The sequence below is a fragment of the Photobacterium sp. SP02 genome, from assembly GCF_038519165.1.
Lineage (GTDB): Bacteria > Pseudomonadota > Gammaproteobacteria > Enterobacterales > Vibrionaceae > Photobacterium > Photobacterium halotolerans.
This window is the reverse complement of record NZ_JASJOJ010000083.1, coordinates 1-13,021: the sequence shown is the minus strand read 5'-3', so window position 1 is coordinate 13,021 and position 13,021 is coordinate 1. Positions and strand designations below refer to the sequence as shown.

Sequence of the window (13,021 nt, the reverse complement as noted above, 5' to 3'; positions counted from 1 at the left end):
GTCGGCGAACCCTGGAATCAGCAGGCCGTATCCAAAGGCATAGGCGTGCCGATGATTACCGATTACGACATCTGGCGTAACAACCCGGAGAAAGTGTTCGGGGTCAGCAAAGCCTGGGCTGATGCCTATCCCAATACCCATATTCGTGTGGTGAAAGCCCTGATCCGGGCCGCTCACTGGCTTGACGAAAAAAACAATGCCAACCGGCAGGAAGCGGTGGCCTTACTCGCCCGCAGTCAGTATGTGGGGGCAGATGCCAAGGTGATTGCCAACAGCATGACGGGCACCTTTGAATATGAAAAAGGCGATATCCGCCCGGCACCGGATTTCAATGTGTTCTTCCGCTACCACGCCACCTATCCGTATTACAGCGATGCCGTCTGGACTCTGACCCAGATGCGCCGCTGGGGGCAGATCCCTGAAGCGAAATCCGATGACTGGTACATGTCGATCGCCAGACAAGTCTACCGGCCGGATATCTACCGTCAGGCCGCTGAAGCCTTAATCGAAGAAGGCAAGCTGACTGCGGCCGATTTTCCTGACTTTGACAAAGAAGACGGTTTCCGTCCGCCCCAGCAAGGTTTTATCGATCAGATCACTTTTGATGGCCAACAGCCCAATGCCTACCTCAACAAGTTCGCGATTGGTCTGAAAGGCGACGACACACTGTAAGGAGTACCGCTCATGGCATCGATTCTCACATTACCGGCTATTCCGAAACCGGCCAAGGTGATTCATTTCAGTCGCGGACTGGCTTTTCCTGCGCTGGGACTGCTTGTCTTTCTGGTGATCTGGCATCTGGCGGCCAGCCAGGTCAACACCTCGCTGGGCACCTTACCCGGTCCCGCGCAGACCTGGCAGCAATTTAGCGGTCTGGTGGACGAACATCAGCGTGAACGCAGCCGCGAAGCCGCCTTCTACGAGCGTCAGGAAAAGCGCAATGCCGCCACGCTGGCGAAAAATCCGCAGGCAGAGGTGAAAACCCGTGAGTACACAGGTAAACCGACTTTCTTTGATCAGATTGGCACCAGTTTGCTGACAGTGGCCGCCGGTTTCCTGCTGGCTTCTGCTTTAGCCATTCCTGCCGGGATAGTGCTGGGGCTGAACAAGAGCCTGTACGCGGCCTTTAACCCTGTGATTCAGCTGTTAAAACCGGTGTCGCCGCTGGCCTGGCTGCCCATCGTTACTATGGTGGTGAGTGCGCTCTATGTCAGCGACGATCCGCTGGTATCTAAGTCTTTTCTCAATTCACTGTTTACCGTTGCGATGTGCAGCCTGTGGCCGACCTTGATCAATACGGCTGTGGGCGTCACCGCGGTCGATAACGATCTGCTCAACGTCAGCCGGGTACTCAAGCTGTCGCGCTGGCAGCATGTCCGAACCATAGTGCTGCCGTCTGCTGTGCCCATGATTTTCACCGGTCTGCGCTTGTCGCTCGGTGTGGCATGGATGGTGTTGATCGCCGCAGAAATGCTGGCGCAAAACCCGGGGCTGGGCAAGTTCGTCTGGGATGAGTTTCAAAACGGCAGCTCAGCCTCACTGGGCAGAATCATGGTGGCCGTTGTGACCATAGGTTTTATTGGTTTGCTGCTCGACCGCGGCATGCTCAGCCTGCAACGACATTTTTCATGGAATAAACAGCTGAGCCTGCGCTGAGTCAGCTGAAGACAAGGAGAGAACCATGTCACGCGAATATTTATTGCTCAGTTATCTGGGAATGCGATTTCCGACGCCAAGCGGCGAGTTTGTGGCGCTGAAAGACGTCAACTTCACCATCAATAAAGGAGAATTCATTTCTCTGATTGGTCACTCAGGGTGCGGTAAATCCACCGTGCTCAACCTGGTTGCGGGATTGCTCGATGCAACGGACGGCGGGGTGATCCTGGAAGGCCGTGAAATTGACGGGCCGGGCCCCGAGCGGGCTGTGGTGTTCCAGAACCATGCCTTACTGCCCTGGCTGACCGTGTACCAGAACGTCGAGCTGGCGGTGAAGCAGGTCTGCAAAGGCAAAGCGTCGGCGGCGATCCGCGATGAGGTGATGCATTACCTGCAACTGGTGCAGATGGATCACGCCCATGACAAGCGGCCGGATGAAATTTCCGGTGGGATGAAGCAACGGGTCGGCATTGCCCGGGCGCTGGCCATGCAGCCCAAGGTGCTGCTGATGGACGAGCCCTTCGGCGCGCTGGATGCCCTGACGCGTGCGCATCTGCAGGATGCCCTGATGGCGATTCAGGCCGAGCTCAATAACACCGTCATTATGATCACCCATGACGTCGATGAGGCGGTGCTGCTGTCAGACCGCATCGTGATGATGAGCAACGGCCCGGCGGCGACGATCGGCGAGGTGCTGGATATCGAATTGCCGCGGCCAAGGGACAGGGTCGCGCTGGCCGATGATCCGGTTTACCAGCGGCTGAGACAAAGCGTGCTGCGTTTCCTCTATGAGAAACAACGCAAAGTGGCGCCGATCCCGGACAAGAAAAGCAAGAAGAAAGTGGCCTGATCGGGCGCAGCAGTGACATCGCGAATTTGCAGGAGAGTATTATGTTGATGCAAAGAGAAAAATTACTGGTGGTGGGCAACGGCATGGTCGGCCATCACCTGATTGAACAGCTGGTGGCGAAGAACGCCCATCAGCGCTATCAGATCATTGTGCTGGGTGAAGAGCGCTTTGTCGCTTACGACAGGGTGCATCTGTCGTCGCTGTTTTCCGGCAGCGAACATCAGGATCTGCTGCTCAGCAGTGAGCAGTGGTATCAGGACAATGGCATTGAGTTGCTGCTCGGTGAGCAGGTGGTGGCGATTGATCGCGACAAGCAAAGAGTGACACTCGCCAGCGATACCCAGCTGGCCTATGACAAGCTGGTGCTGGCAACCGGTTCATTCCCTTTTGTGCCGCCTGTGCAGGGCAGCGACCGGGACAACTGCTTTGTCTACCGTACCCTGGATGATTTGTCGTCGATCAAAACCGCCTGTGCCGGTGCCAGAACCGGTGCCGTGGTGGGCGGTGGCCTGCTCGGGCTGGAAGCGGCAAACGCATTGCGCTTGCTGGGCCTGGAAACCCATGTGGTGGAATTTGCGCCCCGGCTGATGCCGGTGCAGATTGATGATGCAGGCAGTGCGCTGCTGAAAAGCAAAGTGTCTGAGTTGGGTGTGCAGGTCCACACCCAGCGTGCCACTACGGCGATCACCGATGGTGAAACCGCGTATCACAGAATGAACTTCAGCGACCATGCGCCGCTGGAAGTGGATGTGATCGTCTTCTCTGCCGGTATCCGGCCGCAGGATACGCTGGCGCGCCAGTGTGGTCTGGAGATCGGCGAGCGCGGCGGCATTGTGATCAACGATGCCTGCCAGACCAGCGACCCGGATATTTACGCCATCGGCGAATGTGCGCTGTGGCAGCAGCGAATTTTCGGGCTGGTGGCGCCGGGGTACAGCATGGCGCGCATTACGGCCGATCAGATTCTTGGCGGTGACAGCCGGTTCAGTGGCGCGGATATGAGCACCAAGCTGAAGCTGATGGGCGTCGATGTGTCTGCCATCGGCAACTCGCTGGGCCAGGGCGAAGGCTGTCAGGAGATGGTGCTGCAGGACATGCGCGCCGGTGTGTACAAGAAGCTGGTGGTGAATGACGCCGGCGACAAACTGCTGGGGGCGATCCTGATTGGTGATAATCAGGACTATGATGCCCTGTTGCAATGCTACCTCAACGGCATGCCGCTGCCTGCGCATCCGGCCGAGCTGCTGTTCGACTGCTCTTCTTTACAGGGCAGCAAAGACGCCGGTGCCATCATTTGCTCCTGCCACAATGTCACACGCGGTGACATCGCCGACGCGGTGCAGGCCGGGACGCACGAGCTGTCTGAATTAAAAAGCTGCACCAAGGCCGGCACAGGCTGCGGCGGCTGCAGCACCATGGTGAAAGCCATACTCGATGAAGAGCTGGCCGCCCTGGGCATGGAAGTCAATAACCACATCTGCGAGCACTTCGCTTATACCCGTCAGGAGCTGTTTCATCTGGCGCGGGTTGAGCAAATCCGCAGTTTTGACGAGCTGATCGCCCGTCATGGTCAGGGAATGGGCTGTGATGTCTGCAAACCCGCTGCCGCCTCGATTTTTGCCTCCCTGTGGAATGAACATGTTCTGGATGCCAAGCATCAGCCGTTACAGGACACCAATGATGCCTTTCTGGCAAACATGCAAAAAGACGGCAGTTATTCTGTCGTGCCCCGGATACCGGCCGGCGAGATCACCCCGGAAAAACTGATTGTGTTAGGGGAAGTGGCGAAAAAATATGACCTGTACACCAAGATCACCGGCGGACAGCGTGTCGATCTGTTTGGTGCTCAGCTTGAGCAGTTGCCGGATATCTGGCAGGCGTTGATTGACGCCGGATTCGAAACCGGTCATGCCTACGGCAAGTCATTGAGAACTGTCAAATCCTGTGTCGGTTCCACCTGGTGCCGCTACGGTGTGGATGATTCCATGGGATTGGCCATTATGCTGGAGAACCGTTACAAGGGGCTTCGCTCACCGCACAAACTCAAGTTTGCCGTGTCCGGTTGTACCCGGGAATGCGCCGAAGCACAGAGTAAAGACATCGGTGTGATAGCGACAGAAAATGGCTGGAACCTGTATGTCTGCGGCAACGGCGGGATGCGCCCGCGCCATGCGGATCTGCTGGTGTCTGATCTGTCTACCGATGAGCTGGTCACCATGATAGACAGGGTGCTGATGTTCTATGTCCGCACGGCCGATAAGCTGCAGCGCACCTCAGTGTGGCTGCAAAATCTGGAAGGCGGTCTGGACTACCTGCGCAGTGTGGTGGTCGACGACAGCTTAGGCCTCAACGCCGAGCTGGAAGCGCAAATGAATCATGTGGTGGACACCTATCAGTGTGAATGGAAAACCACCTTGTCTACGCCGGAAAAACTGGCCCGCTTCCGCCGCTTTGTTAATGAAGGTGACGCCGCTGCAACACCGGATTACCGGCGTGAACGCGGCCAGCGTATTCCGGTCCGGATGGTCGATCCTAAGGCAGAGTTAATTCAGCACACAGAACAGGAGGGCGCATGAGCTGGAATAGAGTCTGCGATCTGGATGCCCTGATTGCCAATTCAGGGATGGGCGCAATTGTGGGTGGGCGACAACTGGCCCTTTTTTACCTGCCAACCCAAGAGCCGGCGGTCTTTGCGCTGGATAACTGGGACCCCATCGGCAAGGCATTTGTGATGGCCAGAGGCATAGTGGGAGACATCAAAGGGGAAGTGTGTGTGGCCTCGCCGCTGTATAAACAGCATTTCAGCCTGCAAACCGGTCAGTGTCTGGAGCAGCCCGACGTCATTGTGCCTGTCTGGCCAGTGAAGGTAGAGAAAGGGGAGGTGTGGATCAACACAACCGCATAACAGTACCCGGTTAAAAACGACAAACTGTATCGCACTCAAAAAATAAAAAAAGCCGCGCATCATGGTGTGACGCGGCACGAGCCAGCCAGGGGGATCCTCATGGCTGGCTTTTTCATTCAATGACTTACGTTGTCGAAAAATTGACGCTGGTAAAAATACATCATTCTGAGAAATACCAATTTTATTGTCAGTCAATCTGTACCTTTTGTGTGAATTTTGAGCGTTATCAAATTTCACAACAGCGTTTTTCCCATTACTTCTATGCTCATCTATTCATACAGGAAGACTATCAAAAGACATTTTGGAAATGTTCTCAAAATACGCTGGCGGGAAATGGCTATTGATCATTGCGGATGCATTCGGGCTGTAGGCTGCACAGTGTCGGTATTGATTGTTTTGAACCTCATGACAATAAGGAAACCGTATGAATCAGGTATTTCAGAAGGCCAGGGATAAGCACATGCAACAAGCCACTAATAACGCAGAAGCAGAAAAAGAAACGGTTGAGAAACAGCAAGCTCGGTCGCACATTTTACTGACCACACTTGAAGATGCTGTGAACCACTTTGTTGCACATAGCGGTGAGGACTTGGCAATGAATCAGGACAAAATGCGTGAATTGCATCGGCAGCATCCTCTCTGTCCGGAAGGTTAGGGATTGGCTGCACCGCATGATAGTCAGTGAGTACGGGCAAAGGAGAGGACAGAATGAAAAGCTGGTTTTCTGGATTAAGTATTGCTGCACGAATATGGATGCTGATGGCTTTGTTTGCCGTAGGATTAGTGGTGAATACCTTTGTGAATGCCAGCAAATCGCGTGAGTTTATGCGAGACAATTATGAGCGGGGAGTGGTGAATCTGGTCGAGAGTGCTGTCAGCGTGATTGAGTACTACCACGGGCTCAGTCAGACCGGCGTTCTGAGCGAATCTCAGGCGAAGTCTGACGCCATTGCGGCCATCGCCGCTATGCGGTTTGATCAGGGTAACTATATCTTTGTGAACGATCGAAACGGGATTCAACTGGCGGGTGTCGCGTCTCTGGTTGGCACCAATACAATGGGTCTGGAAGATGCGGAAGGCTTTCAGTTTGTGCGCCAGTTATATGTCGAAGCCAGAAACGGCGGCGGCTTTGTCGATTATGCCTGGCACAGTGGTCAGAGTACCAATGCGTCTGAGCCTAAAACCAGTTATGTGCTGGAATTCGGCCCGTGGCAATGGCTGGTAGGCAGTGGCATGAATATGCAGGCGTTGCAGACGGATGTACGGAAAGCAGAAATTATCTCCCTGACGAATGTCGGTATCATGCTGGTCGTGCTGTCTGTCCTGATTGCGTTGATGATCCGCTCGATTACCAAGCCATTAAAACAAACCGTGGGTGCGATGAAAGCCTTGTCCCGCGGTGAAGGCGATTTAACCCAGCGCCTCGGAGAAGAGGGCGCACGGGAATTGGTGGATCTGTCACGGTATTTCAATCAGTTTGTCGCATCGGTTCAGCAGATCATGGTGCAGATCAGTACGGCGGGCACTCAGGTTGCGACGGCTGCCAATCAGGTGTCGTCATCAATTCATACCGTCGATGGCAATTTAAACCAGCAGCAAAATGACGTTGAACAACTGGCAACCGCTATGAACGAAATGCTGGCGACGGTAGAAGAGGTCAGCCGTCGCACGGTTGAAGCCAACGATGCCAGCTTGTCGGCAGCCAAAGGCACCTTGAATGGAAAAGCCATTGTTGACAGAAATGTCGAAGAAGCCAATCTGCTGGCGGATAATATTGACCAGGCCAGCAAGGTGGTAGAGCAACTGGCCGCCAACAGCCGCAATGTGGATACCGTGCTGGAAGTGATCCGCGGAATTGCTGAGCAGACCAACCTGCTGGCATTAAATGCCGCGATTGAAGCCGCCCGGGCCGGTGAAGCCGGACGCGGTTTCGCCGTGGTTGCCGATGAAGTCCGCACTTTGTCGCAGCGCACTCAGGAATCGACGCTGGAAATCCAGAAAATTGTCGAGCAGTTGCAGCACGGCGCAGAAAATGCGGTGAAAGTGATGGCAACAGGCACAGAAAAAGCCACCAATGCCTCGAAAATATCAGCAGAAGCCGGAGAGGCACTCAACAATATTAACGCTGAAGTGCAGACCATTCAGGCGATGAATCAGCATGTCGCCACTGCGACCGAGCAGCAGACACTGACCCTGAACGACATCAACTGCAATGTGGTCAGTCTCAAAGACATGTCCTTGTCGGTGGCAACTGAGTCAAACCAAATGGCGCAAGCGAGCGATGAGTTAATCCATGTCTCTGCTGATCTCATAACGATGATCAACCGTTTTAAGCTGGCTTAGAGGCCAGCTTTGGATGCTGAGTCATAAGGAATCCCGCCTTCGCGGGAATGACGGCATAACATTATGATATTAAACTAGAAATTATCGTCTTCTTTGAACGCCGTGCCAGGCGACAACCTGAAAGGTTGAATTAAGTAATGTATTGGGGAGGAAATGTGTGACAGGCTTTTGCCCCATTGTTGGTTAGAGGGGCAGTGCAGTGCTTGTCTGGGCATTTTTTGTGGCCCGGCAAAGCGGGCAAACCTTTCAGGTTGAGTTAACCCAGACGGGCGTACTTTCAGGTCGCTCGTCTGCGGTGAAGACATTGCAAAACAAGGCCGTTGTACTGATTTGTTGCCTGAAATCACACTGTGGTTGATTCAATACAGCAACTCTGAAACCGTGTTCTAATCTTGGAAACGGGATGTTTAGGGGTCTTGATAGAGCGCTTTGGCGGTAGCATGGTTTGGGGTAATTCTGAGGATTTTTCGGGTATGTCGCGCTTACTTTTAGTGGCAATCTCACCATTTCCGGATGCGCGCCAGACACTCTTTGCTGGCCCAAAGAGTGCCCAGAAATGCCTTTTGATTCTTTGGTGTTGTCCGGGTCGGTTGTAGGCGCTCCCGGCGCCGACAACCTAAAAATTCGTCCATGAATTTTTCCCTGGAGGAGTGGGTTTCTTTTGGTTTTTTGAGGTGTTGTTGCTGTGGATTTTGGTACGGCTGAGGTATGTCGCGCTTGAGTCTGGTGGTTCTTTTAGCATGGTGCAATGCGCGCCAGACACTCTTTGCTGGCCCAAAGAGTGCCCAGAAAGCCCTTTTTGTTCTTTGGTGTGGTCCGGGGGGGTTGTAGGCGCTCCCGGCGCCGACAACCTAAAAATTCGTCCATGAATTTTTCCCTGGGGAAGAAGATTTCTTGGATCTTGTAGTTGTTGTTGTACAGTGTGTTTTCAGCTAGGCATTCATTATTCACTTCTGTCATTGCCGCGCAGGCGGCAATCCATACAACGAGTGCAGTTTCTGTAGCTGGGTGGATATGCTGAGGCTTCTTTGTGCAGGGTAAGTGACCGATGTCGCTTTTCTCACAAGCTTATGCGTCGCTGATATTTGGTGTAAGTCATGAAATACAAAAAAACAAATAATATCAATTGGATAGCATCAGACGATTGAGTAAGATATACGACATGATGTCGTGTATCTTACTGATAGATTCATCTGGTTAAGCGTATTTAATATAATCAATATCTTAAGTTGTTTCTGATTGAAAGAGTTATATGACAGAGTTATACGACATGGTGTCGTTGAATAAAATGTTAAGCGGGAGTAGACCTTGGAATTCAATACTATCGACGAAGCAAAAGAATATGTTGTTTCGCTCACGAATAAGGCGAGAACCATCGAAAGTGTTGATTCTGCCATTAGCTACTATCAAGAAATGGTGGACAGCTCCCATAGTGAAGATTCGAGAAATTTGTGGCTTTCGGAACTCAATAAATTGAATGAGTGGAAAAATAGCGATGCGTTTAAAAGCGGAAATTACCCTCAAGGAATTGATGATCTGATTCTTGAGCTAGTTGAGTGGCGTTCAGTCATTTATGCGTTCCAAAATGTTGACACTAAGCGAGAGCCGTTTAAAGAAAGCGGATTCTACGCGCAATGGTATGTTGGCGGAATCTATGGGGTATTCTCAATATTCGGAAAGCTACTGAGCAAAGATAAGCGTGATAATTCTCTAAGAAAGCTGTGGGAAGCTATCTCACCAATTATGCTAAGTGAGGGTGCATGTACTAAACCGGAAGTTGATTGTATTAACGCTGCTCTTGATGTTAAATCCGGTCGTTTTACGAATGAAAACTCACAAGCACTGCTGTTTAGGAATAAGCTAATTTCTCATAATGAGGCCATGCCGGTTGTAAAGTGGGATGAAGTTGACAAGGACTTTGCATTTTTAATTCGGATGTGGTCATTGCTAGTCTCTTGGAGTTCATTCGGATTGTTTCAGCCATTTCGGACTGATGACCAAGCATTTCAAGGCATTGAGTCAATGTTCGATCGTTCAGAAATAAAAAATATGAAGGCAAAAAGGCAAGAATATTTAAGAATGGTGGAACAGTGGTCTACAAGCTATGTTCATACTGGTGAACCTGACCCAGGTAGAGGGGCCTTTTCTTCTTTATCTGTCAAAGTGTCCATTGTTTCTGACAATGAAAAAGCTTAACAATCGCCAGCACAGGGACAAAGTTTACGCTACGCTCCAACTTTGCCCGTGTGGCGGGCGTTAGGTGCAAGGAAAGACATGCAGAACACTCTTATAACATTGGCTGAATTTCACTATGAGCTAGGATTCATTGGGCAAGATGAATTCCGAGAGCGTGTTCATATTGCACTTTGGCTATCAGACGAACTCGATGGAGATCCAAGATTGGAATCTCCAGAAGAGGAAAGAAATGATAGCTGTGAAAAGTTTGAATCAGAAGATGAAGCTGTAGTGTCTAAGAGCGTTTCCGGAAAGGCGGCGGCAGTAGGAAATGAAGATGATTGGTTTGAATTTCTCTGTCTTAATACATGGGTTTTTACAAAAGCCGACCCAGACTCATACCCGTCTGTACCTCATGGTCATTACAAAAGTCAGAATAAACCTTGGCCTAAACTGAATCCATATACGGGCCGTGTTTTCAGCGCAAAACATCAAGAAGACAAGAGTCTGCGACTATCAAAAAAAGAAATGAAGATGATTTGGAGCGATGAAAAATTCAAAAGTTTCTGTCGTGAAATGATTATTTGGTATCAAGAGCAGTTTCCATACTATGAGTTTCATGTGCGTCGGCCATTGAGGTTTCCGCGATGGTGATGTCGCCTAACAAGCGCATGTTGTCGGACAGGTTTTCCGCTGTGCTCAAAACCAGCCGCAAATGCGGACGTTATAAAACTATGTACGTTAAGCTGAGACTGTGAGTTCAAATCAGAGCTACAACTATTTATTTGCTATTGTATTTACTAGTTTAATTTCACAATAGGCTACTGAAATGGCAAAGAATGTTTATCGCGTAATGGTTGGTGACGATGTAGTTGTTGCTGGAGAAGACCAAGTTGTAGTTACTCTAGAAGATGCTTTGAGTGCTGTTGATGAGTTGGGAGATTTAGTCCATAGCGTAAAGAAAGAAGTTAAAGACTTCATCAGTGAAAACTGGGATGAATTTCTTGAGAAGCTAACAGGAATTGATGTCCCTGAATATTTGTTGGAACAGTACCCTGATTTTTATGAGTATTTGGAGCGGGTCTTACAGCTAGTCGGTTTAATGTAGAGGTAGTCGATCCCGTTTTATAACAAACGACTATGGCGTCAATCGTTAAAATCATGCTGATTTTTCATTCCATAAGACGCCATCGCGTAACATAGAATTGAGGATGATAACCATCTTCCTGACACAGGCGATAATCGCCACTTTTTTGGGTTTTCCTTCAGCCAGAAGTCGTTGATAGGTGCGTTTAAAAACAGGGTTACACTGCATAGCGGACATCAGAGCCATGTACAGAACAGTTCTGACTTGAGCCCGGCCGCCCTGTATTTTTCGAAGTCCTTTATAGCGTCCACTTTCACGGTTCATAGGCGATACGCCGACCAACACAGCTGCTTGTTTATATTCACCACCCCCAGGGAAAAATTCATGGACGAATTTTTAGGTTGTCGGCGCCGGGAGCGCCTACAACCGCCCCGAACAACACCAGAGAAACAAAGGCATTTCTGGTTACTTTTTGTGCCAGCAAAGAGTAACTGGCGCGCATCCAACGGTGCTGAGAAAACACCGAACTCAAGCGCGACATAACATCCGCAAGAATTGATGTTCTTTCAAAATGATTCTGTGAAACAATACCTTGCCTCGGTGATCTTCACCGTAGATACTGAAGCTATGTTTGGCTAAATCAATGCCATAGACAGATTGTGACATGGTGACCTCCGGCGATTTCGTGTTCAGACTAACCAAGTGTGGCAAAGTCTGATGAGGGGGAGTCCATGTCATTCGTTATGTGCCACCAGAGTTTTGAGGCAATAAATTGAAGTATAAAGACTTGTCGAAAATTGCATTAGATCCATATAGCACTGAAAAGAGTATCGAGTTGCTCAAGCAGCATGGAGTTAGTGCGCCAGATTCTGTGATTGAACAGTTTTACATTGACCATAATGCTAACAGTCGCTTTTTAGAACTCTACGGTGATCTATCACTTCATGATCTAAAGTGGGAATTAATTGAACTTGATACGACGAAGTTTTTGCAAATAGGTAGTAACGCTTCATTTCCAGATTTCCTTGAGGAGGTCTCTGAAGATGCATCGTATTTCGAAGATGTTGGGGAGGCTGTTATTAATTGCCGGGAGGTAGTGCTCAATCATTGGAAAAAGCATGGGACTTGGTTAACTCCACCTATATTTCTAGATGCAAACGTTCTTGGTGGAAAATCTTGTATACCTCATTTAGTTGAGGGGCACTCAAGGGTTGGGTGCCTGCTTGGTATCCAAAAATACAGGATCATTCCTTTGGCTGATAAGCACAAAGTGTATTGGGGCTCTGTTCGCAAAAGCATATAACAAATAAGGATACGTGTCGCGAAGCCGACACTTCTATTCGGGTGTTGAACAAGCCCGGACAACCTTATTAAGCAAATTGGTCGATTGGTATTCGGTGGGGGTTGTGCCCGCGGATTTCGTCGATGGTCGGCCGATTTGATCCGGACGAAGCGCGTTGATGGACGGGAGACAGCTGTACAAATAGCGACGGCGTCATTGAGATCGTTTTTGGCACCCGTCCTGAAAGGTGCCACATACTTCGACGCCATGATCTTTGGAGTATGGCTGAGCTTCGCCAGTTATTGTGCCCTGTAACAAATTTCTACTATCGATTTTAAAACTTAGATTTATTCACAGATCAGGGGAAAAATATATGGATGTATTTTTAGGTTGTCGGCGCCGGGAGCGCCTACAACCGCCCCGGCCAACATCAGAGAAACAAAGGCATTTCTGGTTACTGTTTGTGCCAGCAAAGAGTAACTGGCGCGCGTCAGACAATGATGAGAGAAGCACCGAACTCAAGCGCGACATATGATCAGCAAGAATTGATGTCCTTTTAAAGTGGTCCGTGGATCACCCTATCCCAGAGACAAATTCACGGAAAAAATTCTAGTTTTTTGGCACCCGGAGCACCCACAAGTGCCCCAGGTAGTGTTCAAAGTTTTGTGTCTTTTCCTACACTTCCTAAAAACGGGGGGAGACACATCATGGCTGATAAATACG

11 protein-coding genes and 2 pseudogenes are annotated in these 13,021 nt (G+C 50.3%); 11 read left to right on the top strand and 2 right to left on the bottom strand.

The genetic code is table 11. The annotated features are described in order from the left end of the window. The 10 genes from P0Y67_RS20935 to P0Y67_RS20890 all read left to right on the top strand — a co-directional run. A partial coding sequence (locus P0Y67_RS20935; protein ID WP_342393414.1) for an ABC transporter substrate-binding protein occupies nucleotides 1-672 on the top strand: 672 nt, incomplete at its 5' end. A gap of 12 nt (nucleotides 673-684) precedes the next feature. After that, on the top strand, nucleotides 685-1,656 hold the full coding sequence (locus P0Y67_RS20930; protein ID WP_342393413.1) for an ABC transporter permease: 972 nt from the start codon (nucleotides 685-687) through the stop codon (nucleotides 1,654-1,656). 25 nt (nucleotides 1,657-1,681) lie between these two features. Continuing rightward, nucleotides 1,682-2,506 (top strand): ABC transporter ATP-binding protein, encoded by an 825-nt coding sequence (locus tag P0Y67_RS20925; RefSeq protein WP_342393412.1) that lies wholly within the window; start codon nucleotides 1,682-1,684, stop codon nucleotides 2,504-2,506. A 47-nt stretch (nucleotides 2,507-2,553) separates the two neighbouring features. Then, nucleotides 2,554-5,082 carry a nitrite reductase large subunit NirB gene (gene nirB, locus P0Y67_RS20920; RefSeq protein ID WP_342393415.1) on the top strand — a complete coding sequence of 843 codons (2,529 nt, stop codon included), beginning with the start codon at nucleotides 2,554-2,556 and terminating at the stop codon, nucleotides 5,080-5,082. Next, nucleotides 5,079-5,411, top strand: coding sequence for a nitrite reductase small subunit NirD (gene nirD, locus P0Y67_RS20915; RefSeq protein ID WP_342393411.1), 333 nt, complete (start codon nucleotides 5,079-5,081; stop codon nucleotides 5,409-5,411). The genes nirB and nirD overlap by 4 nt, the downstream gene beginning before the upstream one ends. A 424-nt stretch (nucleotides 5,412-5,835) precedes the next feature. Continuing rightward, on the top strand, nucleotides 5,836-6,066 hold the full coding sequence (locus P0Y67_RS20910) for a hypothetical protein (RefSeq protein WP_342393410.1): 231 nt from the start codon (nucleotides 5,836-5,838) through the stop codon (nucleotides 6,064-6,066). Between the two features lie 53 nt (nucleotides 6,067-6,119). Further along, entirely contained in the window at nucleotides 6,120-7,754 is a 1,635-nt protein-coding gene (locus P0Y67_RS20905) for a methyl-accepting chemotaxis protein (protein ID WP_342393409.1), read from the top strand. Between the two features lie 1,308 nt (nucleotides 7,755-9,062). Then, nucleotides 9,063-9,950 (top strand): hypothetical protein, encoded by an 888-nt coding sequence (locus tag P0Y67_RS20900; RefSeq protein WP_342393408.1) that lies wholly within the window; start codon nucleotides 9,063-9,065, stop codon nucleotides 9,948-9,950. 78 nt (nucleotides 9,951-10,028) lie between these two features. Next, nucleotides 10,029-10,583, top strand: coding sequence for a hypothetical protein (locus P0Y67_RS20895; RefSeq protein ID WP_342393407.1), 555 nt, complete (start codon nucleotides 10,029-10,031; stop codon nucleotides 10,581-10,583). A 175-nt stretch (nucleotides 10,584-10,758) separates the two neighbouring features. Beyond that, entirely contained in the window at nucleotides 10,759-11,037 is a 279-nt protein-coding gene (locus P0Y67_RS20890; RefSeq protein ID WP_237795633.1) for a hypothetical protein, read from the top strand. Nucleotides 11,038-11,088: 51 nt separating this feature from the next. On the opposite strand, the pseudogene P0Y67_RS20885 reads toward P0Y67_RS20890, so the two are convergent. Further along, nucleotides 11,089-11,373 (bottom strand): annotated as a pseudogene (locus tag P0Y67_RS20885) (transposase); the annotation flags it as partial. Nucleotides 11,374-11,788: 415 nt separating this feature from the next. Here P0Y67_RS20885 and P0Y67_RS20880 point away from each other — a divergent pair. Further along, the gene (locus P0Y67_RS20880; protein ID WP_237795632.1) at nucleotides 11,789-12,319 is read left to right on the top strand and encodes a hypothetical protein; all 531 of its coding nucleotides are present in this window, start codon (nucleotides 11,789-11,791) and stop codon (nucleotides 12,317-12,319) included. A 119-nt stretch (nucleotides 12,320-12,438) separates the two neighbouring features. On the opposite strand, the pseudogene P0Y67_RS20875 reads toward P0Y67_RS20880, so the two are convergent. Continuing rightward, nucleotides 12,439-12,597 (bottom strand): annotated as a pseudogene (locus P0Y67_RS20875) (IS110 family transposase); the annotation flags it as partial. Between the last annotated feature and the right edge of the window lie 424 nt (nucleotides 12,598-13,021).

Excerpts from the sequence above, each read along its gene's own strand:
- P0Y67_RS20930 (WP_342393413.1), top strand. The coding sequence starts at position 685 with ATGGCATCGATTCTCACATTACCGGCTATTCCGAAACCGGCCAAGGTG.
- P0Y67_RS20925 (WP_342393412.1), top strand. The coding sequence starts at position 1,682 with ATGTCACGCGAATATTTATTGCTCAGTTATCTGGGAATGCGATTTCCG.
- nirB (WP_342393415.1), top strand. The coding sequence starts at position 2,554 with ATGCAAAGAGAAAAATTACTGGTGGTGGGCAACGGCATGGTCGGCCAT.
- nirD (WP_342393411.1), top strand. The coding sequence starts at position 5,079 with ATGAGCTGGAATAGAGTCTGCGATCTGGATGCCCTGATTGCCAATTCA.
- P0Y67_RS20910 (WP_342393410.1), top strand. The coding sequence starts at position 5,836 with ATGAATCAGGTATTTCAGAAGGCCAGGGATAAGCACATGCAACAAGCC.
- P0Y67_RS20905 (WP_342393409.1), top strand. The coding sequence starts at position 6,120 with ATGAAAAGCTGGTTTTCTGGATTAAGTATTGCTGCACGAATATGGATG.
- P0Y67_RS20895 (WP_342393407.1), top strand. The coding sequence starts at position 10,029 with ATGCAGAACACTCTTATAACATTGGCTGAATTTCACTATGAGCTAGGA.
- P0Y67_RS20890 (WP_237795633.1), top strand. The coding sequence starts at position 10,759 with ATGGCAAAGAATGTTTATCGCGTAATGGTTGGTGACGATGTAGTTGTT.